The sequence below is a fragment of the Enterobacter sp. JMULE2 genome (assembly GCF_013337145.1).
Lineage (GTDB): Bacteria > Pseudomonadota > Gammaproteobacteria > Enterobacterales > Enterobacteriaceae > Enterobacter > Enterobacter mori.
In genome coordinates this window covers 154,974-178,511 of sequence record NZ_SGWD01000016.1, presented here as the reverse complement: position 1 = coordinate 178,511, position 23,538 = coordinate 154,974, and the positions used below count along the sequence as shown (strand labels likewise).

Annotated in this window: 15 protein-coding genes and 1 pseudogene; 12 read left to right on the top strand and 4 right to left on the bottom strand. The window is 57.4% G+C overall.

What is annotated here, in order from left to right; all coding sequences use genetic code 11:
* The first annotated feature begins 54 nt into the window (after positions 1-54).
* Together pepB and sseB are read left to right on the top strand one after the other, a co-directional pair.
* Positions 55-1,341: an aminopeptidase PepB gene (gene pepB / locus EXW94_RS20835; RefSeq protein ID WP_174340915.1), complete on the top strand. Its 1,287-nt coding sequence runs from the start codon at positions 55-57 to the stop codon at positions 1,339-1,341.
* Positions 1,342-1,483: 142 nt separating this feature from the next.
* Positions 1,484-2,260, top strand: a complete 777-nt coding sequence (sseB, locus tag EXW94_RS20830; protein ID WP_174340914.1) for an enhanced serine sensitivity protein SseB — start codon at positions 1,484-1,486, stop codon at positions 2,258-2,260.
* Between the two features lie 17 nt (positions 2,261-2,277).
* Here sseB and EXW94_RS20825 read toward each other — a convergent pair whose 3' ends face one another.
* The 4 genes from EXW94_RS20825 to EXW94_RS20810 all read right to left on the bottom strand — a co-directional run bounded on the left by EXW94_RS20825 (position 2,278) and on the right by EXW94_RS20810 (position 6,908).
* Positions 2,278-3,048 (bottom strand): MurR/RpiR family transcriptional regulator, encoded by a 771-nt coding sequence (locus EXW94_RS20825; protein ID WP_174340913.1) that lies wholly within the window; start codon positions 3,046-3,048, stop codon positions 2,278-2,280.
* Positions 3,048-3,893, bottom strand: a complete 846-nt coding sequence (gene sseA, locus EXW94_RS20820; protein WP_059312119.1) for a 3-mercaptopyruvate sulfurtransferase — start codon at positions 3,891-3,893, stop codon at positions 3,048-3,050. The genes EXW94_RS20825 and sseA overlap by 1 nt, the downstream gene beginning before the upstream one ends.
* Before the next feature lie 90 nt (positions 3,894-3,983).
* Positions 3,984-5,351: a 6-phospho-alpha-glucosidase gene (locus tag EXW94_RS20815; protein ID WP_174340912.1), complete on the bottom strand. Its 1,368-nt coding sequence runs from the start codon at positions 5,349-5,351 to the stop codon at positions 3,984-3,986.
* A 12-nt stretch (positions 5,352-5,363) separates the two neighbouring features.
* The gene (locus EXW94_RS20810; RefSeq protein ID WP_120157699.1) at positions 5,364-6,908 is read right to left on the bottom strand and encodes a PTS transporter subunit EIIC; all 1,545 of its coding nucleotides are present in this window, start codon (positions 6,906-6,908) and stop codon (positions 5,364-5,366) included.
* Between the two features lie 286 nt (positions 6,909-7,194).
* Between EXW94_RS20810 and EXW94_RS20805 the strand changes: the two genes are divergently transcribed.
* From EXW94_RS20805 to ispG, 10 genes and pseudogenes are all read left to right on the top strand, one after another.
* On the top strand, positions 7,195-12,147 hold the full coding sequence (locus tag EXW94_RS20805; RefSeq protein ID WP_174340911.1) for an alpha-2-macroglobulin: 4,953 nt from the start codon (positions 7,195-7,197) through the stop codon (positions 12,145-12,147).
* A gap of 1 nt (position 12,148) precedes the next feature.
* A pseudogene (gene pbpC / locus EXW94_RS20800) lies at positions 12,149-14,475 on the top strand (peptidoglycan glycosyltransferase PbpC).
* Positions 14,476-14,586: 111 nt separating this feature from the next.
* Positions 14,587-16,941, top strand: a complete 2,355-nt coding sequence (locus EXW94_RS20795; protein ID WP_309232515.1) for a DMSO/selenate family reductase complex A subunit — start codon at positions 14,587-14,589, stop codon at positions 16,939-16,941.
* The gene (locus EXW94_RS20790; RefSeq protein ID WP_174340910.1) at positions 16,938-17,567 is read left to right on the top strand and encodes a DMSO/selenate family reductase complex B subunit; all 630 of its coding nucleotides are present in this window, start codon (positions 16,938-16,940) and stop codon (positions 17,565-17,567) included. Before EXW94_RS20795 ends, EXW94_RS20790 begins: the two co-directional genes overlap by 4 nt.
* The gene (locus EXW94_RS20785) at positions 17,560-18,339 is read left to right on the top strand and encodes a DmsC/YnfH family molybdoenzyme membrane anchor subunit (RefSeq protein WP_108416725.1); all 780 of its coding nucleotides are present in this window, start codon (positions 17,560-17,562) and stop codon (positions 18,337-18,339) included. The genes EXW94_RS20790 and EXW94_RS20785 overlap by 8 nt, the downstream gene beginning before the upstream one ends.
* On the top strand, positions 18,339-19,214 hold the full coding sequence (locus EXW94_RS20780; RefSeq protein WP_174340909.1) for a 4Fe-4S binding protein: 876 nt from the start codon (positions 18,339-18,341) through the stop codon (positions 19,212-19,214). Before EXW94_RS20785 ends, EXW94_RS20780 begins: the two co-directional genes overlap by 1 nt.
* Before the next feature lie 121 nt (positions 19,215-19,335).
* Positions 19,336-19,767, top strand: coding sequence for a nucleoside-diphosphate kinase (gene ndk, locus EXW94_RS20775; RefSeq protein WP_010433958.1), 432 nt, complete (start codon positions 19,336-19,338; stop codon positions 19,765-19,767).
* 147 nt (positions 19,768-19,914) lie between these two features.
* A complete protein-coding gene (locus EXW94_RS20770) occupies positions 19,915-21,081 on the top strand; it encodes a bifunctional tRNA (adenosine(37)-C2)-methyltransferase TrmG/ribosomal RNA large subunit methyltransferase RlmN (protein WP_089597809.1) in 1,167 nt (388 codons plus the stop codon).
* Positions 21,082-21,373: 292 nt separating this feature from the next.
* Positions 21,374-22,363 (top strand): cytoskeleton protein RodZ, encoded by a 990-nt coding sequence (rodZ, locus tag EXW94_RS20765; RefSeq protein ID WP_174340908.1) that lies wholly within the window; start codon positions 21,374-21,376, stop codon positions 22,361-22,363.
* Between the two features lie 26 nt (positions 22,364-22,389).
* Positions 22,390-23,508, top strand: a complete 1,119-nt coding sequence (gene ispG, locus EXW94_RS20760; protein WP_008502138.1) for a flavodoxin-dependent (E)-4-hydroxy-3-methylbut-2-enyl-diphosphate synthase — start codon at positions 22,390-22,392, stop codon at positions 23,506-23,508.
* The last annotated feature ends 30 nt before the right edge of the window (positions 23,509-23,538 follow it).

Here is a 23,538-nt window from a genome sequence, read left to right as displayed (position 1 = left end):
AAACGGGCTGCCTTCAGGCGGCCCGTTTGCTAGTTGCTAATAAGGAAAAATAAAATGACCGAAGCGATGACGATTACGCTCTCGAATCAGCCTGCTGACGCGCGCTGGGGCGAGAAAGCCACCTACAGCATTAATAACGACGGCATTACCCTGCACCTAACGGGCAACGATGACTTGGGCCTAATCCAGCGCGCCGCGCGTAAAATTGACGGCCTGGGGATTAAACACGTCTCTCTGGAAGGCGAAGGCTGGGACACCGACCGCAGTTGGGCATTCTGGGCAGGCTACAAAGGCCCGAAAGGCACCCGTAAAATCGAGTGGGCTAACCTTGATGAAGCCGGTCAGAAAGAGCTGGAAAGCCGCCTGCAAATCATCGACTGGGTGCGCGACACCATCAACGCCCCGGCGGAAGAGTTAGGCCCTGAGCAGCTGGCGCAGCGTGCGGTTGACCTGCTGTGCGGCGTGGCGGGCGAGAAAATGTCCTACCGCATCACCAAAGGTGAAGACCTTCGCGAGCAGAACTACATGGGCATCCACACCGTGGGCCGTGGTTCTGAGCGTCCTCCGGTCCTGCTGGCGCTGGATTACAACCCAACCGGCGATAAAGAAGCGCCGGTCTTTGCCTGCCTGGTCGGGAAAGGCATTACTTTCGACACCGGCGGCTACAGCCTCAAGCAGAGCGCGTTCATGGACTCCATGAAGTCCGACATGGGCGGCGCGGCAACCATCACCGGCGCGCTGGCGTTTGCGATTACCCGCGGTCTGAACAAGCGCGTGAAGCTCTACCTGTGCTGCGCGGACAACATGGTCAGCGGTAACGCCTTCAAGCTGGGCGACATCATTCGCTACCGCAACGGCAAAAACGTTGAGGTGATGAACACCGACGCCGAAGGCCGCCTGGTGCTGGCCGATGGCCTGATCGACGCTTCTGCGCAGAAGCCAGAGCTGATTATCGACATGGCGACCCTGACCGGTGCGGCAAAAACCGCCCTGGGCAACGACTACCATGCGCTGTTCAGCTTTGACGACAAGCTCGCTGCCCGCCTGCTGGCAAGCGCTGCTGCGGAAAACGAGCCGTTCTGGTGTCTGCCGCTGGCCGAGTTCCACCGCAGCCAGCTGCCGTCCAACTTTGCCGAGCTGAACAACACCGCGAGCGCGGCGTACCCGGCGGGTGCAAGCACCGCAGCAGGCTTCCTGTCTCACTTTGTTGAGAACTACCACGAGGGCTGGCTGCACATCGACTGTTCTGCAACGTACCGTAAAGCGGCAGTTGAGCAGTGGTCCGCGGGCGCGACCGGTCTGGGCGTGCGTACCGTGGCGAACCTGCTGACGGCGGAGTAATCTTTTTTGCCGGGGGCGCTGCGCTTACGCGCGCCTTCGGAGTCATCATATTGCCCGGCGGCGCTGCGCTTGCACGGGCCTACGGTTTTGTAGGCCGGGTAAGCGAAGCGCCACCCGGCGTTTTTTTGAAGTAGCCAAAACTATGTCCGAAACCAAAAACGAATTAGAAACCCTGCTGGAGCAGGCGGCGACCGAACCCGCCCATCGTCCGGCATTTTTCCGCACGCTGCTGGAATCCACCGTCTGGGTGCCGGGCACCGCGGCGGAAGGTGAGCAGGTCGTAGAAGACAGCGCGCTGGATCTGCTGCACTGGGAAAAAGACGACGGCACCTCGGTGATCCCGTTCTTTACCTCACTGGAAGCCCTGCAGGAAGCGGTAGAAGAAGAACAGGCGTTCGTGGTGATGCCGGTGCGCACGTTGTTTGAAATGACGCTGGGGCAGACGCTGTTCCTCAACGCTAAATTGCCGACCGGGAAAGAGTTTACTCCGCGCGAAATCAGCCATCTGATGGGTGACGAGGGCAACCCGCTCAGCACTCAGGAAGTGCTGGAAGGGGGCGAAACGCTGCTGCTGTCTGAAGTGGCTGAACCACCCGCGCAGATGATCGATTCGCTGACCACGCTGTTCAAAACGCTCAAGCCCGTCAGGCGCGCGTTCCTCTGCTCTATTAAAGAGCGCGCGGACGAGCATCCGGTACTGCTGATTGGTATTGAGGCGGACGGCGATATCGAGGATATCATTCAGGCGACGGGAAGCGTGGCGACCGACACGCTGCCGGGCGATGAGCCGATCGATATCTGCCAGGTGAAGAACGGTGAGAAGGGCATCAGCCACTTTATTACCGAGCACATCACGCCGTTCTACGAGCGTCGCTGGGGCGGCTTCCTGCGCGATCTCAAAACCAACCGCATCATCTGATTACAGCGGGGTGAATGTCACCCCGTTGCTTCCAGCAGCAGTAAATCCATCAGCAGCACCAGATTCGACTCAAACGACGTCACCCCCGCGGCTTCGGCGGCGTAGTGTACCGCTTCGTCATAGAGGGCAAAGTGCACGTCCGCCATCCCCGCCAGCGTATTGGCCGAGGCGCGGGTAAAGGCAACGATTGTCATGCCGACGTTTTTGGCAATCCGCGCTTTATCCAGCACCTGCTCCGTTTCGCCGCTGCGCGAGACGGCAATAAAAACCTGATAGCGTGCGGCATTGCTGAGAAAAATATTTCGGCTGTCTCCCGGCCCGGAGATAAACGCCGTTTTGCCCAGAACTTGCAGCTTCTTGGTCAGATACTCCGCAAAAAGATAGGAAAACCCGGCGCCGTAGAGAAAGAAGCTCTCTTTCTGGCGCAGCAGGTCGGCAAACTGCTGGCGTTTGTCGTGGGTGACCCACTGAAAGGTGTGCTGATAGTTGGCGATAAACTGATTAAACAGCGCCGGGAGTTCTGGAAGGGATTGCCCCTGGGCGGCAATATGCGGCGTGTCGGAAAGCAACTGCTTGCAGTGCCAGATAAACTCGCTAAAGCCGCTGAACCCCAGCTTTTGGCTCAGCCGCATGATGGTGGCGGTCGAAACAAACGTCGCCTGCGCCAGCTCGCGCACCGTGATGTTGCCCACCAGCAGCGGATGCTCCGTGAGGTGGGCGAGGACGCGATACTCCGCGCGGGTCAGCGATGCCCCGCGCGTTAACAGCGTGGCCAGACGGTTATCCATTATTTCGCGGGTTCGACAGGCAGATCGTCCCGCGCACCCCATTCGCTCCAGGCACCGTCGTAAAGCGTGACGTCGTTCGCGCCGAGCGTGGCGAGTGCCAGGATCACTACGCAGGCCGTTACGCCGGAGCCACAGCTGGCAATAATCGGACGATGTAAATCCACGCCTGCACGGTCAAAAATGGCGCGCAGCTCGTCGGTGGTTTTCAGCTCGCCCTCAAACACCAGATCGCCCCACGGCACGTTCAGCGCGCCCGGAATATGTCCGCGCTTCAGCCCCGGACGCGGTTCATCCGCTTCGGCATTAAAGCGCGGAGCAGGACGGGCATCGACGATTTGCGCCGTTTTTTCATGGCTCACGACCAGCACGTCGGTCAGGCGTTTCACCACGTGCGCGTCGAACGTGGCATCGAATTCGCCTTCCGGCAGTGTCACGTCGCCCTGCTGAAGCGGCAGCTCGTCGCGCTTCCAGCCCGCAAGCCCGCCCGCCAGAATCGACACTTTTTCCACGCCGAAGTTTTTCAGCATCCACCACGCCCGCGGGGCGGAGAAGAGGTTACCCTCATCGTAAACAACGAGGTGTTTGTCTTTGCTGACGCCCAGCTCGCGCATCGCCACGGAAAATGCTTCCGGGCGCGGCAGCATGTGCGGCAGGGGAGAGGTGTGGTCGGAGAGGGCTTCGATATCAAAAAATACCGCGCCAGGCAGATGTCCGGCACGGTATTCACCGGGCACGTCGCGATGCTCTTGCCCCGGCGGGGCCATACGTGCGTCAATAATCTGGACTTCCGGATCGTCGCCGTGCTCAATCAGCCAGTCGGCAGCGACGAAATATGAGGTGGACATGGGTTGCCTCCGTTCTTTTCCGTAAAAAAGGATTGTCGGTGTTTTTTCTGACACCGACAAGCAAACCACGTTCAACTCGCGAGCAAGCCCCTATTTTTTCACCGGTTCGCCGTCCTGCCAGGCTTTTTGCAGCGCAGGCCAGTAGTCGCGGTTGGCTTCAATCATCTCATCCAGAATCGCTTTCGCGTGCTCCATGGTCGGCACGGTGCGGTTGAGGGTGAACGCCTGCAGCGCTTTCTCATAGCTGCCCTCGATAGTTGCCTCCACCAGCAGCTGTTCCGAGGCGAGCTGCTGTTGCAAAAGGGTCTGATGGAACAGCGGCACCTGACCGACGCGAATCGGTTCCGGGCCTTCGGAGGTGATATAAGCGGGCACTTCCACCACGGCATCGTAAGGCAGGTTGGTAATCGCACCGCGGTTTTCCACCATCACCAGATGGCGGCTCCGCAGGTTAAAGGCCAGTGAGCAGGCGACGTCAACGATAAATTCACCGTGGACGCCCACGTGGAAGGCATCCGGCAGGATCCCGGTGCGCTTATACTCTTCGGCTGCGGCGAACAGTTTTTTCTCGCGCCCGTCCATCACTTCATTGGCGCGGGTATAGTCCGGGTTCTGATGCTCCACAATCTGGTTTGGCATCAGGTAGTACTGCAGATACGGGTTCGGCAGATACTCCGGGAAGTTGTCCATGATCGGCTTAATGTTGCGCCAGGTTTTTACCCACGACGGATCCGAATGCTGCGGGTCGGTTTTGGCCGCATCTTCCGTCAGCAGGCCAAACTTCGCGATATGTTTGCGCAGCTCCGGCAGCATGTCCTCGCCGTCCACCAGCACGCGGGTAAACCAGCCGAAGTGGTTCAGACCGAAGTAGTCGACTTCGAGCTTGCGGCGATCGACACCCAGAATGGCGCCCATATTGCGCATGGCAGCCACCGGCATATCGCAGATGTTCAGCACCCGCGCATTTGGCCGCAGGCGACGCACGCCCTCCGCGACGATCGCCGCCGGGTTGGAGTAGTTCACGATCCAGGCTTTCTCATGCGCGTAGCGATCGACCAGATCGATAAGCTCGACCATCGGCAGGATCGTGCGCAGCCCGTACGCCAGCCCGCCGGGTCCGCAGGTCTCCTGACCGACCACGCCTTGACGCAGCGGGATCTTTTCGTCCTGCTCGCGCATTTTATACTGGCCGACGCGCATCTGGGCGAAGACAAAATGTGCGTCGCTGAAGGCCACTTCCGGGTCACTGGTGACGGTAAATTTGATGCTCTGGCTGTGGTCGCGAATGACCTTCTCTACGACGGGCGCAATGGTGTTCTGACGCGCCTCGTCGATATCGTAAAGGCGAATTTCGGCCAGCGGGAAATCCTGCAGTCGCACCATCAGGCTTTTCACAATACCCGGCGTGTAGGTGCTACCGCCGCCGGCAATCGACAGGATAAATGGGGGTGTAAACATCTTTAGCTCCTTTCAGAGAAACGTCTCAACGGCTTCTCGCATTTTTTTGACGTGCAGCCCGTAGACCACCTGAACGTTGTTACCTTGTTTGATAATCCCTTTCGCGCCAGTCGCCTTCAGGCGCGGCTCGTCGATGATGGCGACATCCTTCACCGTGACGCGCAAGCGGGTGTAGCAGTTATCCACCACTTCAATGTTTTCCCGGCCGCCCAACCCCACCACGATGGACTCGCCCAGCCCGTCGTTATTGCCTTTGGCCTGGTACTCCTGTTTGCTGTACAGGCGCGTCTCCTTATCGTCATCCTCACGGCCGGGCGTCTTCATGTTGAAGCGCAGGATCAGGAAGCGGAACACCACGAAGTAGAGGGCGAACATGATCAGCCCGACCAGGAGGTACATCGGCCAGTTGGACTTCTCCGTGCCGAGCGGCAGGTTGTAGAGGATGAAATCGATAATCCCGTTGGCGCCGATGGCGTGAACGCCCAGCAGCGAAAACAGCATCATGCCGATGCCGGTCAGCACCGCGTGCACCACGAAGAGCAGCGGAGCGACGAACAGGAAGGAGAACTCAATCGGCTCGGTCACGCCGACCAGCAGCGAAGTTAGCGCCGCCGGGATCAAAATGGCTTTCGCAATGGCTTTACGCTCCGGCTTCGCGGTCATGTACATCGCCAGCGCGGCGGCAGGCAGGCCGAACATTTTGCTGATGCCGCGCGCGTCCCACACCACGGTGCTGCTGAGCTGCTTCACGTCCGGGCAGGCCATCTCGGCGAAGTAGATATTGCGCGCGCCCTGATAGGTTGCACCGCATACCTCCTGCGTACCTCCCAGCTCGGTATAAAGGAATGGGGTATAAACCAGATGGTGCAGGCCGGTGGGGACCAGAATGCGTTCCAGGAAACCGTAGATTGCCACGCCAAACGGCCCGGAGCCTTTGATGGCCAGCGCCAGGGCGCTAATGCCGTGCTGGGCAAACGGCCACAGTTCACTCATCACCACGCCGAGCAGCATGGAGACGGGGAGCATGACGATAGCGACAAAACAGTGGCCGGAGTAAATCGCCATCGCGCCGTTAAACTGTACGCCGGAGTATTTGTTGTAGAGATACCCGGAGAGCGCGCCGGTCAGGATCCCGGCGAACACGCCCATCTCCAGCACCTGCACGCCCAGCACCATGGTCTGTCCAGCCGCTTTCATCTGCTCGACAGGCGCAAGCGCGCCCTGTAGCTGCAGCGTGACGTTCATGGCGTTGATGAACACCACAAAGGTCACTAGCCCAATCAGCGCGGCATAGCCTTTATCGCGCGTCGCCAGACCAATCGGGATACCGACGGCAAATACCAGTGCCAGGTTAACCAGTACCGATACGGCAGATTTCGCGATGAGCTGGCCGATATTCTGAATCAGAGGATGGCCAAGAAACGGCAGGTACTCGGCAAGATTGCCGTTACCCAGCACGTTACCAAAGGCGATAAAAAGACCGACAATCGGTAAGATAAGTACCGGTCCGTACAATGATTTGCCGAAATTTTGTAGGGCGTTCACGGCTCGTTTCATGGCTTTCTCTCTTATTGAACCGCGCACTCGGGGTGCGTCATGGTCATAAAGCTAGCAGTCTTCAGGCACGCTTATCCAGCTATCTTCTTGTTTTAAAAACAAATGACGTGAAAGGTAACATGTGACGTTATGTGCTGTGATCGCGGTTCCATCACGGCGTAGCGGCGTGATGCCATTCTGCGAGGCGCTTTCAAGATTCTAAAATTGGACTTTTTGAATTAATGAAACTTGCGGATAATACTTATCCGGACGACGACCAACAGGCTCCATGGGCCAGGGACAAAGGATGAAACCGTTTCGCTTAGCCGCGCTCTCTCTTGCGCTGCTTACCACGTTTACGCTTGTCGGCTGTGATAACAGCGACGATAAATCTCAGGCTGCGGCTCCCGCGGCATCCACCGCATCAACACCGAAAGCCGCGGAAAAGCCCAATGCAGAAACGCTGGCTAAACTCGCCGCCCAGAGCCAGGGAAAAGCGCTGACGTTGCTGGATACCTCTGAAGTTCAGCTCGACGGTGCCGCCACGCTGGTGCTGACCTTTTCTGTTCCGCTGAATCCCGATCAGGATTTCGCGAAAACAGTGCATGTCGTGGATAAGAAAAGCGGCAAGGTTGACGGGGCGTGGGAACTTGCGCCTAACCTGAAAGAGCTTCGACTGCGCCATCTGGAGCCTAACCGCAGCCTGGTCGTCACCGTTGAACGCGACCTGCAGGCGCTGAATAAAGCGACCTTTGGCATCGATTATGAAAAAGCCTTAACCACCCGGGATGTCGAACCGACGGTCGGTTTTGCCAGCCGCGGCTCACTGCTGCCGGGTAAAGTGGTGGAAGGCCTGCCGGTGATGGCGCTCAACGTTAACAACGTGGACGTGAACTTCTACCGCGTGAAGCCGGAGTCGTTGGCTTCCTTTGTCAGCCAGTGGGAATACCGCAATTCTCTGACCAACTGGGAATCCGATAACCTGCTGAAGATGGCGGAGCTGGTTTACACCGGTCGATTCGACCTTAATCCGGCGCGCAATACGCGCGAAAAATTGCTGTTGCCCCTGAAGGATATTAAACCGCTCCAGCAGTCTGGCGTTTATATCGCAGTCATGAACCAGGCAGGGCACTACAACTACAGCAACGCCGCAACGCTCTTTACCCTGAGCGATATCGGCTTGTCCGCTCACCGCTATCACAACCGCCTGGACATCTTCACTCAGAGCCTGGAAAACGGTGCGGCGCAGTCCGGCGTGTCTGTTACGCTGCTGAATGACAAAGGCCAGACGCTTGCCGAGGCGAACAGCGATGCCGACGGTCATGCGAAACTTGAAACCGACAAAGAAGCCGCGCTGATCCTGGCCAGCAAAGATGGCCAGACCACGCTGCTTGACCTCAAGCTGCCTGCGCTCGACCTGGCGGAGTTCAACATCGCAGGGAGCCCTGGCTACAGCAAGCAATTCTTTATGTTTGGCCCACGCGATCTTTATCGCCCGGGCGAAACGGTGATCCTCAACGGTCTGCTGCGCGACAGCGACGGAAAACCGCTTCCCGATCAGCCTGTGAAGCTTGACGTGCTGCGTCCGGATGGACAGGTCGCGCGTACGATTGTCGTCAAGCCAGAAAACGGACTCTATCGTTTTAACTATCCGCTGGACAGCGGGGCACAGACCGGTATGTGGCATATTCGCGCTAACACCGGTGACAACCTGCAGCGGCTGTGGGACTTCAACGTTGAAGACTTTATGCCGGAGCGTATGGCGCTCAACCTGACCGGGCAAAAAGCCCCGGTATCACAGCAGGATAATGTCGACTTTAACGTGGTGGGGTACTACCTGTACGGCGCGCCAGCTAATGGCAATTCGCTGCAGGGCCAGTTGTACCTGCGTCCGCTGCGTGAGGCGGTGGCTACGCTGCCGGGCTTCCAGTTTGGCGATATCGCCGAGGAAAACCTGAGCCGCAGCCTGGATGAAGTACAGCTTACGCTTGATGAGCAGGGGCGTGGACAGGTCAGCACCGAAAGCCAGTGGAAAGAGGTACACTCTCCGCTGCAGCTGATCCTGCAGGCCAGCCTGCTGGAGTCCGGCGGCCGTCCGGTAACGCGTCGTGCTGAACAGGCTATCTGGCCGGCGGCTGAACTTCCGGGGATTCGTCCGCAGTTTGCCAGCAAGGCCGTTTACGACTACCGCACCGACACCACCGTCAACCAGCCGATTGTTGACGAAAACGGCAACGCCAGCTTCGACATCGTTTATGCCGATGCCAGCGGCGCGAAAAAAGCGGTTTCCGGGTTACAGGTTCGCCTGATCCGCGAACGCCGGGACTATTACTGGAACTGGTCGGAGAGCGATGGCTGGCAGTCCCAGTTTGATCAGAAAGACCTGGTCGAAGGCGAGCAGGAGCTGACGCTCAAGGCCGATGAGACGGGTAAAGTCACCTTCCCGGTGGAGTGGGGCTCATACCGTCTGGAAGTTAAAGCGCCTGATGAGATGGTCAGCAGCGTACGTTTCTGGGCAGGGTATAGCTGGCAGGATAACAGCGACGGCACCGGGGCTGCGCGCCCTGACCGCGTGACGCTGAAACTGGATAAGCCAGCCTATCAGCCTGGCGACACCATCAATCTGCACGTTGCAGCACCGGCTGCGGGCAAAGGCTATGCGATGATCGAGTCCAGCGAAGGGCCGCTGTGGTGGAAAGAGATCGACGTACCGGCAAACGGGCTGGATCTCTCCATTCCGGTAGATAAAGCCTGGAAACGTCACGATCTCTACCTCAGCACGCTGGTGGTTCGTCCTGGCGATAAATCCAAATCCGCCACGCCGAAACGCGCGGTTGGTCTGCTGCATCTGCCGATGGGTGACGAAAATCGCCGTCTGAATATTGCGCTGGATACTCCGCAGAAAATGCGTCCGAACCAGACGCTCTCTGTGAAAGTGAAAGCCAGCGTGAAAGAGGGGGCTGTGCCGCAGAAGGTGAACGTCCTGGTCTCGGCGGTGGATAGCGGCGTGTTGAACATCACCGATTACGTTACGCCCGATCCGTGGCAGGCTTTCTTCGGCCAGAAGCGCTACGGCGCGGATATCTACGATATCTACGGCCAGGTCATTGAAGGGCAGGGCCGCCTGGCCGCGCTGCGCTTCGGTGGCGATGGAGATGAACTCAAGCGCGGCGGCAAACCGCCAGTGAACCACGTCACCATTATTGCCCAGCAGGCACAGCCGGTCACGCTGGATGCCAACGGGGAGGGCACTGTTACGCTGCCGATTGGGGACTTCAACGGTGAGCTGCGCCTGATGGCGCAAGCCTGGACTGAAGACGATTTCGGCAGCAGTGAAAGTAAGGTGGTTGTCGCCGCGCCGGTCATTACCGAGCTGAACACGCCACGCTTCCTGGCAAGCGGCGATACCTCGCGGCTGACGCTGGATCTGACTAACCTGACCGACCAACCGCAAACGCTGAACGTGGCCTTAACCACAACGGGTAAAGTGTCGCTGGAAGGCTCGCAGCCGCGGCCGGTTCAACTGCCTCCGGGGGCGCGCAGTACGATGTTTATTCCGGTGCGCACGCTGGAGGGCTATGGTGACGGTGAAGTGACGGCTCAGGTGACCGGTCTGCAGCTTCCGGGGGAAACTTTCGCACCGCAGCAGAAGAGCTGGAAGATCGGCGTGCGTCCGGCGTTCCCGGCGCAGACGGTAAACACTGGCGCGATGTTGAACCCAGGTGAGTCCTGGATTGCACCGGCGCAACATAGCAACGGTTTCTCGCCTGCAACGCTGCAGGGACAACTGCTGCTGAGCGGCAAACCGCCATTGAACCTGGCGCGCTACATTCGCGAACTTCAGGCCTACCCGTACGGATGCCTGGAACAAACCACCAGTGGCCTCTTCCCGTCGCTCTATACCAACGCGGCGCAGCTGTCGGCACTTGGCATTAAGGGTGATACGGACGATAAACGCCGTGCAGCGATCGATATTGGTATCTCCCGTCTGTTGCAAATGCAGCGTGACGACGGTGGTTTCGCCCTGTGGGATAAAAATGGTCCGGAAGAGTACTGGCTGACGGCCTACGTGACCGACTTCCTGGTGCGTGCGGGCGAGCAGGGTTACAGCGTACCTGACGATGCGGTGAATAACGCCAATAGCCGCCTGCTGCGCTATCTGCAGGATCCGGGCATGATGTCCATTCGCTATAGCGATGATACTCAGGCCAGCAAGTTCGCCGTGCAGGCCTATGCCGCGCTGGTGCTGGCGCGTCAGCAAAAAGCGCCGCTGGGCGCGCTGCGTGAAATCTGGGATCGCCACGGTCAGGCGGCTTCCGGGCTGCCGTTGATGCAGCTGGGCATGGCGCTCAAACTGATGGGCGACGCCCCACGCAGCCAGCAAGCGCTGAATCTGGCGCTTAAAACACCGCGCAACGACAGCAAAAACTGGATGGCCGATTACGGCAGCCAGCTGCGTGATAACGCACTGATGCTCTCCCTGCTGGAAGAGTACAAATTGCTGCCGGAAGCACAAAACGCTCTGCTCAATACTTTATCTGAAGAAGCGTTCAGCCAGCGCTGGCTGTCAACCCAGGAAAGCAATGCGTTGTTCCTGGCAGGACGTTCGCTGCAAACCTTGTCTGGTGCGTGGCAGGCAACGACCAGTCTTTCAGAACAAGCGCTGAGCGGCGATAAATCGCAGGTGCAAAACGTCAACGGTGACCAGCTTGGCGCGCTGCAGGTGACTAACACCGGTACAGCGCCGCTGTGGGTGCGCCTCGACAGCACCGGTTACCCGGAATATGCGCCTCAGCCAATGTCTAACGTGCTGCAGGTTGAACGCCATATCCTGGCAACCGACGGCAGCAGTAAATCGCTCTCTTCCCTGAAGAGTGGCGAACTGGTGCTGGTGTGGCTGGAAGTTAAAGCCAGCCAGAACGTGCCGGATGCGCTGGTGGTCGATCTGCTCCCGGCAGGTCTGGAGCTGGAAAACCAAAACCTGGCGAACAGCAGTGCCAGCCTGCAGGACAGCGGCAGTGAGGTCCAGAACCTGCTCAGCCAGATGCAGCAGGCGGATATTCAGCATATGGAATTCCGCGATGACCGCTTTGTGGCTGCTGTGCCGGTAAATGAAGGTCAGCCGGTCACGCTGGTCTATCTGGCGCGTGCCGTGACGCCGGGTACCTACCAGGTGCCGGTGCCGATGGTGGAGTCTATGTACGTTCCGCAGTGGCGGGCAACGGGTGTGGCCAGCGGCCCGCTGATTGTTGTTCCGTAATATGCAGATAGCTCGTCTGACACGCTCCCGCTGGCTTTGGCTGGCGGGAGCGCTTCTCGTTTTATGGGGGCTGATTATCGCCGCCGACCACCTGTGGCCGTTGCCTCTGAAAGAGGTTAACCCCGCCGGGTGGTGGTGGATGAGAAGGGCACGCCGCTGTGGCGCTTTGCGGACAGCGACGGGATCTGGCGCTACCCGGTTACGATTGAAGAGGTCTCTCCCCGTTATCTTGAGGCGCTGATCCAGTACGAAGATCGCTGGTTCTGGGATCATCCTGGCGTAAACCCGCTCTCTGTCCTGCGTGCCGCCTTGCAGGATCTCAGTTCTGGCAAAGTCGTCTCTGGCGGCAGTACGCTCACCATGCAGGTAGCACGCCTGCTGGACCCGCATCCGCGCACCTTTGGCGGCAAAGTTCGTCAGCTCTGGCGGGCGATGCAGCTGGAGTGGCATCTTTCCAAGCGCGATATTCTCACACTCTATCTCAACCGCGCCCCCTTTGGCGGTACGCTGCAGGGCGTAGGGGCTGCAAGCTGGACCTATCTGGGAAAACCACCATCGCAGCTCAGCTATTCCGAAGCGGCGCTGCTGGCGGTGCTGCCGCAGGCACCGAGTCGATTACGTCCGGACCGCTGGCCTGAACGGGCTGAAGCGGCGCGAAATAAAGTGCTCGACCGTATGGTAACGCAGGGCGTCTGGTCTGCGAAGCAGGTCAAGGAATCGCGGGAAGAGTCGGTATGGCTGGCGCCCCGACAGATGCCGCAGCTGGCACCGCTCTTTGCACGCATGATGCTCGGCAAAAGCCGCGACACTAAAATTGTCACCACGCTGGATGCCGGGCTACAGCGGCAGCTGGAAGAGCTGGCGATGAACTGGAAGTCCCGACTTCCTGCGCGCAGCTCACTGGCGATGATCGTCGTGGATCATACGGATATGAAAGTGCGCGGCTGGGTCGGATCGGTGGATATTAACGATGACAGTCGTTTCAGCCATGTGGATATGGTCAATGCGATCCGATCCCCGGGATCGGTGTTAAAGCCCTTTATCTACGGTATGGCGCTGGACGATGGCCTGATCCATCCCGCCTCTCTGCTCCAGGACGTTCCCAGAAAAACCGGTGATTATCGGCCAGGGAATTTTGACAGTGGGTTTCACGGACCGGTTAGCATGAGTGAAGCGCTGGTGCGCTCTCTCAACCTGCCCGCGGTACAGGTGCTGGAAGCCTACGGGCCAAAACGTTTTGCCGGGATGCTCAGTAACGCGGGGTTGCCGCTGATCCTGCCCGCGGGGGCGCAGCCGAATCTCTCCCTGATCCTCGGCGGTGCAGGCGCGCGGCTGTCCGATATCGCCGCGGCCTACAGCGCCTTTGCCCGACACGGTAAAGCGGGAAGGCTGCGGTTACAGCCGGGCGATCCGCTGACTGAACGTCCGCTATTGTCACAAGGTTCGGCGTGGATCATTCGCCGTATTCTGGCGAACGAGGCGCAGCCGCTGCCGGATAATGCGTTACCGCAAATCGCGCCGCTGGCGTGGAAAACCGGCACCAGCTATGGCTACCGTGATGCCTGGGCTATCGGCTTGAATGCCCGTTACGTGATTGGCATCTGGACCGGACGGCCGGACGGTACGCCGGTGGCGGGGCAGTTTGGTTTTGCCAGCGCGGTTCCGCTATTAAACCAGGTGAATAACCTGCTTCAGTCACGCTCAACGGTAGACGAAGCCCGTCTGCCGCGTGACCCTCGCCCGACAAGCGTGGGGCGCGGGGTCATCTGCTGGCCGGGCGGTCAGTCGCTGCCAGAAGGCAGTGAAAACTGCCGACGTCGTCTTTCGACCTGGCTGCTGGAAGGGAGTGAACCGCCCACGCTGCTCCTGCCCGAACAGGAAGGCATACGCGGCATTCGCTTCCCGGTCTGGCTGGATAAAACGGGTAAACGTGTAGCAGCAGATTGCCCGGATGCAACTGAAAAAGTCCTGGATGTCTGGCCGCTGCCGCTGGAGCCGTGGCTGCCAGTTGCCGAAAAACGGGCTGCTCGTCTCCCCGCCCGTTCAGCGGTTTGCCCTCCGCTGGATAACCATAATGCGGCGCCGCTGATGTTGTCAGGCGTCAGAGAAGGGGCGGTAATTAAACGTCTTCCAGGTGAGAAAAATATGACCCTCAACGTTTCAACCAGCGGCGGGGAGGGACAACGATGGTGGTTTTTGAATGGCGAACCGCTGGACGGGCATCAGAAAAATTATTCAGTGCAATTATATTTGCCAGGTAAATATCAATTAATTGTATTAGATGAAACAGGACAAATGGCGACGGTGAATTTTGAATTAGATCGCTAAGTATTACCCCTCAAGAGTTAGCTTGATAATTATCAATATTCGTTCCTGAAAAAAAACGAGAATGCGTTTTTATTTGAAGGAACGAGCAATGAAAAAAATAAACATCAGGGAGTGGGGCTTATTCCCGCCATATCCCGGCGTCAGTTTATTCAGGCAGGCTCGGCGCTCGCCGCCCTGCCGTTTGTCTTCAAAACTGACAAAGTACAGGCACAGGGCACGGTGGTATCAGACGCTACGCCTGAAGAAAAAGTGGTGCAAACCTGTAGTACGTTTGACTGCGGCGGCAAGTGTGATATTCGTGCTCACGTCAGTGATGGCGTTGTGACCCGAATTTCAACGCGTCCTGATAACGCGCTGGATCCTCAGATGCCAGTGATGCGCGCCTGCGTTCGTGGTCGGGCTTATCGGAAATTTGTTTATCACCCCGATCGACTGAAATATCCAATGAAACGTGTAGGTAAACGTGGCGAAGGAAAATTCGAGCGTATTACCTGGGATGAAGCCACCACCCTTATTGCGAATCAATTAAAAACTATTACGCAAAAATACGGTGCTGCGTCACGCTATGTTCATGTGGGCACCGCGGTGTCCGGCGGGACCTTTTCCGGCGATAAAATGGTTCGTCGTCTGCTCAACTTAACCGGCGGCTATCTCGAAAGCTATCACTCGGTCAGTATGGGTAACACGGCGGCGGCAACGCCGTATACCTATGGTACCGCCGCCAGCGGCAGCTCTCTGGACACGCTGCTGGACACCAAACTGGTTATTCTCTGGGGGCATAACCCGACGGAAACCATCTTCGGCCACAGCAACCACTTCTACCAGAAGATGAAGCAAAACGGCACGCGCTTCATTGTTGTCGACCCACGCTATTCCGATACGGTTTCCTCCCTTGCCGATCAGTGGATCCCATTGCTTCCTGCCACCGACAACGCCCTGATGGACGCGATGATGTATGTGATCGTCACGGAGAACCTGCACGATCGCGACTTTATTCAGCGCTACACCCTGGGCTTTGACGAAGACGCTATGCCAGAGGGCGTTCCGGCCAATGAATCCCTGATGGCTTACCTGAGCGGTGCAAAGGATGGCGTGGCGAAAACGCCCGAGTGGGCAGAGAAAATCACCCACGTGCCTGCACAAACTATTCGTCAGCTGGCGCGCGATTACGCAACCACCAAACCCGCCGCGCTGATCCAGGGCTGGGGACCGCAGCGTCACAACTGCGGCGAGCGCACCGCGCGCGGCTCGACGATACTGGCCACGCTAACGGGTAACGTCGGGGTGAAAGGCGGCTGGGCGGCAGGCTATGGCGGTTGCGCAAACCGCAAATTTGCGGCCGGGCCAGAGATGCCGGACAACCCGGTCAAAGCCAAAATTTCGGTCATGAACTGGGTCCAGGCCGCGGATGATGCTTCTATGGTGACCGCGGAAGATGGCCTGAAAGATGCTGAGAAGCTGGACAGCAATATCCGCATCCTGTTTTCGCTGGCGGGCAATTATCTGGCTAACCAGAACCCGGATCTTCATCAGGCAACCCGTGTCTTGGAAGACGAGTCGAAAATCGAGTTTATCGTCGCAAGCGATCTGTTTATGACGCCGAGCGCCAGATATGCCGACCTGCTTTTGCCGGAAACCAGCTTCATGGAACGCTGGAATATCGGCGAAACCTGGGGCACGGCAAGCTATCTGATCCTGTCAGAAAAGCTGATTGAACCTGAATTTGAACGCCGTTCAGACTACGACTGGCTGCGGGAGGTCGCTGCTAAGCTTGGCGTCGAGCCAGCGTTCAGCGAGGGCCGTGACGAAAAAGCGTGGATTGAGCACATCTGGGAGCAGACGAGGCTGTCCATGCCGGATGAAAACCTGCCGGACTTTGCGACGCTACAGAAGACGCGTCAGCATCTTTTCAAAAGCGCGCCGTACGTTGCCTTTGAAGACAACATTCGCGATCCGCAGAATCATCCGTTCCCGACGCCGTCCGGAAAAATTGAGATCTTCTCAAAGCGTCTGTACGACATGCATCACCCGGAAATTCCGGCGCTGTCGCACTACGTGCCTGCCCATGAAGGGCCGGAAGACGAGCTGGTCAAAACCTTCCCGCTCCAGCTGATCACCTGGAAAGGGAAAAACCGCGCTAACTCCACCCAGTACGCCAACCCGTGGTTAATTGAGGCGCAGCAGCAAAAGCTGTGGATCAACCCGCAGGATGCGCAAAAGCGCGGCATTGCGCAGGGGGATACCGTGCGTATTCATAACGCACGCGGCATTTGCGAGATCCCGGCGGAGGTAACGCCGCGCATCATTCCAGGCGTGGTGGCCATGCAGGCAGGCGCCTGGTGGCAGCCGGACGAGCAGGGTATCGATAAAGGCGGCTGCGCGAACGTGCTCAGTTCTGCCCGTATTACCGCGCTTGCGAAAGGGAATTCCCATCAAACCATGCTGGTGGAGGTAGCTAAAGCATGAGTCAATTTAAACATTACGCGCCGGTGAGCGACAAACAGCTGGGTTTTTATATCGACTCTTCCCGCTGCTCGGGCTGCAAGGCATGCCAGGTGGCGTGCAAAGATAAAAACAACCTTGAGGTCGGACGTCGTTTCCGTCGCGTTTATGAAGTCAACGGCGGGAGTTTTATCCCGACCGGGCAGGGCGGCGTCAGCAACAACGTTTTTGCCTACACGCTCTCTATTTCCTGTAACCACTGCGCAGACCCTATCTGCACCAAAAACTGTCCAACCACCGCGATGCATAAGCGTCCGGGGGACGGCATTGTGCGCGTTGATACTGATAAGTGCGTCGGCTGCGGCTACTGCGCATGGTCTTGCCCTTACGGCGCGCCACAGCTCAACGAGCAGACCGGGCAGATGTCCAAATGTGATTTCTGCGTGGATCTCCAGGCGAAGGGAGATCAGCCCGTCTGTGTGGCAACCTGTCCACTCGAAGCGATTAAATTCGGGCCGATTGATGAACTGCGGGCGAAGTATGGTGCGGTCTGTGATGTGAAAGGCCTGCCTGATTCCTCCATCACCAAACCAAACCTGGTGATCAAAGCGCATCAGGGCGCAGAGAAAGAGGGGAAACGTCATGCATGAGTTACCGCTGCTGATTTTTACGCTGTTCCTGCAAGGATCGGTTGGCGTTACGCTGTGGCTGGCGTTCGGAAGCACGCAACGCAGCGCGCTGCTGCCAGCAGCCGGAGCGTTTGTGCTGGCGAGCCTGGGGCTGCTTGCCTCCGCGCTGCACATGGGCTATCCGCTTAATGCTCTTAACGCGCTGCGCCACGTATCCAGCTCCTGGCTGAGCCGTGAGATTATCTTTGCCAGTCTTTATCTTGCGGCACTTGGCTTCGCAACGCTGCTGATGTTTGTCAAAAAGCCAGGCTGGAAGCCACTGTTGGTTGTGGCAGGTCTGGTTGGTTTAGTCGATGTGTTCTGCATGGCGCAGATCTACATGCATGCATCCGTGGTGACATGGCAGCACGTTAACACTCTGGTGCTGTTTATCGGTTCGGTGGGGATTATCGGTTCAGCCTGCATGGCCGTTGGGACGCGTTCCCAGACTACCGTGCGTGCGGCGGTTGTCATTATCACGCTGCTGGTGCTTGTGCGTCTGGTGATGCAGCCCGTCTGGCTGGCAGATATTACGGCTTTGGACAACACCGTGGTGACGTTCCCTCACGCACCGCTACAGATGCTGGAGCAACTTCGAACCGTGCATCTGCTGAGCTGGTGCGTATCCGTTGCGGGTATGCTGTGCTTTGCTGCGGGCGGTCTGAAAGCGACGCGATCTCCCATGCTGCTGGGAAGCGCATTGCTGATTGTCGGTGAGCTGATGCTGCGCTTCGTTTTCTTCAGTATTGGCTGATGGGCGGATTGACCTTTGCCCCGGCGATGGACGTGACGCATGCGTGCGTGCGTCGCCGTTTTCGCCACTCTTCCTGCCTCGCCTGCGCGGACGTCTGTCCTGTGCAGGCTTTTTCTTTTACCGACTCAGGCGTCTCGGTTGATGACGGCCGCTGTATTGAATGCGGTGACTGCCTGTTCGTCTGCCCCGCTGAGGCCATCACCGGCATCACGCCGCGAAAACGCTTTCTGTGTGGCGATACGCTTGTTGGGACGTTTACTGACCGTGCGCCAGGGGTGAATGAGCTTCTGCTGTGGCACGCGCAGCACCGCGTTCGTTTTATCAGTATCGACGCGGAGCAGAATCCTGACTGGTTGCTGGCGATTGCCCGGCTGAATCTGGCGCTTCGTCGACGCGGTGAAGCTGCGTGGGCGTTTAAACATATACCCGTTAACAAGATTAATACCGCCCGGCGTGCGCTGATGCACGTTCCCCGTGAGGATGTCCGGGCCTGTAGCGTCGTGTCCGGTCAGCGTGAACTGCGCAGGGCGTTTTCTGCGTTTAGCGAGGCAGAGATAACTCTCGATGCCGAATCCTGCGTACTGTGCGGCGCGTGCTGGCGAAGCTGTACGGAAAACGCGATTCGGTTTGAGAACGCTGAACTGGCCGTGGAAACCGGGCGCTGTACCGGCTGTGAAGGGTGCGAAGCGGTATGCCAACATGACGCGATAAACGTGACGCATATGGAGGGGATAGCGAAAAGCATCGCCACTCCAGCATTTGAGGCAGTTTGCCAGACGTGTCACCGTCATTTCTGGTCATTTACGTCTGATGAAAAGCATTGCCCGCTCTGTTTACACCATCATTACGGTATGCGAAATTCGACCTGTTGCTAATCTTCGTCTCATTTTAAAAAAATGTTATGCAGAACCATAGGCAATGGCGCTATTGCTCATTATAATCCGCGCCACACCATACTCAGGTATGCAAAACAACAGAACATTGACAGAGGTTATCATGGCTATTGAACGTACTTTTTCCATCATCAAGCCAAACGCGGTGGCAAAAAACGTTATTGGCAGCATCTTCGCTCGCTTTGAATCAGCAGGGTTTAAGATCGTTGGCACCAAAATGCTGCACCTGACCGTTGAACAGGCTCGCGGTTTCTACGCTGAGCACGAAGGTCGCCCATTCTTTGACGGCCTGGTCGAGTTCATGACCTCCGGCCCAATCGTGGTATCCGTACTGGAAGGCGAAAACGCAGTTCAGCGTCACCGCGATCTGCTGGGTGCAACCAACCCGGACAACGCGCTGGCGGGTACGCTGCGCGCTGATTACGCAGACAGCTTCACCGAGAACGGCACCCACGGTTCTGATTCCGTTGAATCTGCCGCGCGTGAAATCGCATTCTTCTTCGCAGAAGGCGAAGTGTGCGCTCGCACTCGTTAATATTTTCGTAAATGCCGCGTGCAAACGTGGCATCCCTGCGTCAGACTTTGTACAATGCAACGCCCCGGACGAGCAGACCGCTTTCCGGGGCGTTTCTTTTCAACCCTCCACGGGCCATAACGTGTAACAACGAGGCCGGATAAAATTATGTCTGAATTAGTGAATACCTCCGAAGTCGCCATTCCTGCGGTTCCAAATAAAAATGGAAAAATCAACCTGCTGGATCTGAACCGTCAGCAGATGCGCGAGTTCTTCAAAGATATGGGTGAGAAACCGTTTCGTGCCGACCAGGTGATGAAATGGATGTACCACTATTGCAGCGACAACTTTGATGACATGACAGATATCAACAAGGTCCTGCGCAACAAGCTCAAAGAAGTGGCTGAAATCCGCGCACCGGAAGTGGTGGAAGAGCAGCGCTCGTCTGATGGTACCATCAAATGGGCCATTGCTGTCGGCGATCAGCGCGTTGAGACTGTCTATATTCCTGAAGATGACCGCGCCACGCTGTGCGTCTCTTCTCAGGTAGGATGTGCGCTGGAGTGCAAATTCTGTTCTACCGCGCAGCAAGGCTTTAACCGTAACCTGCGCGTGTCTGAAATTATCGGCCAGGTGTGGCGTGCGGCAAAAATCGTGGGTGCAGCGAAAGTGACCGGTACCCGCCCAATCACCAACGTAGTGATGATGGGGATGGGTGAGCCACTGCTGAACCTGACCAACGTGGTTCCGGCGATGGAAATCATGCTCGACGACTTCGGTTTTGGTCTGTCCAAACGCCGCGTCACGCTGTCTACTTCAGGCGTAGTGCCTGCGCTGGACAAGCTGGGCGACATGATTGACGTTGCGCTGGCGATCTCCCTGCACGCGCCAAACGATGCGATCCGTGACGAAATTGTGCCGATCAACAAAAAGTACAATATCGAAACCTTCCTGGCTGGCGTGCGCCGCTACCTGGAGAAATCCAATGCCAACCAGGGCCGCGTTACCATCGAGTATGTGATGCTTGATCACGTCAACGACGGTACCGAGCATGCGCATGAGCTGGCGGAATTGCTGAAAGATACGCCGTGCAAGATTAACCTGATCCCATGGAACCCGTTCCCGGGCGCGCCTTATGGCCGCAGCTCGAACAGCCGTATCGATCGTTTCTCGAAAGTGCTGATGGAGTACGGATTCACCACCATCGTGCGTAAAACGCGTGGTGATGACATCGATGCCGCATGCGGACAGCTGGCGGGTGATGTGATTGACCGTACCAAACGTACGCTGCGTAAACGCATGCAGGGTGAGACAATCGCGGTCAAAGCTGTTTGATTATTATGCTTCACGGCGCATGATCTGCGCCGTGAAGCATAATCTTACTGAATAATCAGTCAGATTCGTGATGTTTGATTAATAATTACGGTGCGTTTCATATGACTTTCGGGCAGTATGTAACGACGTAACAACAGTTTAGCCAGGCGGGCAGAGCTGCACTGTCATCTACCGGCTGACAGTCTTATACTGTCTGTTCAAGGTTAACTGACCAGAAGTTTCGCGGTGCGGGTGGCATTGTGACTCACCGGCACCTGAACCCTTATTTTTCACGTACCAGTAGTTGTAGCGAATGAATACTGAAGCCACTCACGACCAAAATGAAGCACTCTCCACTGGCGTTCGTCTTCGCAACGCCCGTGAACAACTCGGACTCAGCCAGCAAGCCGTTGCAGAACGCTTGTGCCTGAAGGTTTCCACGGTTCGCGATATTGAAGAAGATAAGGCACCTGCCGATCTGGCTTCAACATTTTTGCGCGGCTATATCCGCTCTTACGCAAAACTGGTGCATATCCCCGAAGAAGAATTACTGCCAATGATGGAGAAGCAGGCACCGGTCCGTGCAGCAAAAGTTGCGCCGATGCAGACCTTCTCCCTGGGGAAACGCCGTAAAAAACGTGACGGCTGGCTGATGAGCTTTACCTGGCTGGTGCTCTTTGTTGTGATTGGCCTGACGGGTGCATGGTGGTGGCAAAACCACAAGGCGCAGCAGGAAGAGATCACTACGATGGCCGATCAGTCTTCTGCCGAGCTTAATCAATCCGGTAATGACAACGCGCAGAGCGTGCCGTTGAACACGGACAGCGCGGCACCGTCAAGTGAACCGCAAACAGCAGCGACCGATGCCGCTCAGGCTCCGGCCACCACCCCTGACGCTGCACCAGCCACGCAGGCGCAGGATCAGAACGCGGTTGTTTCTCCTTCACAGGCCAATGTGGATACCGCCCCTGCGGCGACGGCGCCAGCGGATAATACTGCTCTGCCTACCGACCCGGCAGCCACTGCGACACCAGCAGTCGATCCTAACGCGCTGGTGATGAATTTTACCGCGGATTGCTGGCTGGAAGTGACTGACGCAACAGGTAAAAAGCTGTTCAGCGGCCTGCAGCGTAAAGATGGCACGTTAAACCTAACGGGTCAGGCACCTTACAAACTTAAAATCGGCGCTCCGGCAGCGGTACAGATCCAGTATCAAGGAAAACCTGTCGACCTGAGCCGCTTTATCAGAACTAACCAGGTTGCGCGTCTTACCGTTAATGCCGAACAATCAGCAGCACAGTAACAGACGGGCAACGCGGGAGATTTTTCATGCATAACCAGGCTCCGATTCAACGTAGAAAATCGAAACGGATTTACGTTGGGAATGTGCCAATCGGGGACGGGGCACCCATCGCCGTCCAGTCGATGACCAATACGCGCACCACGGATGTGGAAGCAACGGTCAATCAGATCAAAGCATTAGAACGCGTAGGCGCGGACATTGTTCGCGTCTCCGTCCCGACGATGGATGCCGCCGAAGCGTTCAAACTCATCAAGCAGCAGGTCAGCGTTCCGCTGGTGGCTGATATTCACTTCGACTACCGCATTGCACTGAAAGTCGCTGAATATGGCGTCGACTGCCTGCGTATTAACCCGGGTAACATCGGTAACGAAGAGCGTATCCGCATGGTAGTGGACTGCGCCCGCGATAAAAATATTCCTATCCGTATCGGTGTGAATGCCGGTTCTCTGGAAAAAGACCTGCAGGAAAAATACGGTGAGCCAACGCCGCAGGCGCTGCTCGAATCCGCTATGCGTCACGTCGATCATCTGGATCGTCTTAACTTCGATCAGTTCAAAGTTAGCGTGAAAGCGTCCGACGTGTTCCTTGCGGTAGAGTCTTATCGCCTGCTGGCAAAGCAGATTGACCAGCCTCTGCACCTCGGGATCACCGAAGCGGGCGGCCTGCGCAGCGGTTCTGTGAAGTCTGCGATCGGTCTGGGCCTGCTGCTCTCTGAAGGGATCGGCGATACGCTGCGCGTCTCGCTGGCGGCCGATCCGGTGGAAGAGATCAAAGTCGGTTTCGATATCCTGAAGTCACTGCGCATCCGCGCCCGTGGGATCAACTTCATTGCCTGCCCAACCTGCTCACGTCAGGAGTTCGACGTGATTGGTACGGTGAATGCGCTGGAGCAGCGCCTGGAAGACATCATTACCCCGATGGACGTCTCCATCATCGGCTGCGTGGTGAACGGTCCGGGTGAAGCGCTGGTGTCAACACTGGGCGTGACCGGCGGTAACAAGAAAAGTGGTCTCTATGAAGATGGCGTTCGTAAAGATCGTCTGGATAATAGTGACATGATCGACCAGCTCGAAGCGCGCATTCGTGCCAAAGCCGCAATGATGGACGAGACGCAGCGCATCAACGTTCAGCAGGTTGAAAAATAACGTGATGGGAAGCGTGCCGCTTCCCATGTA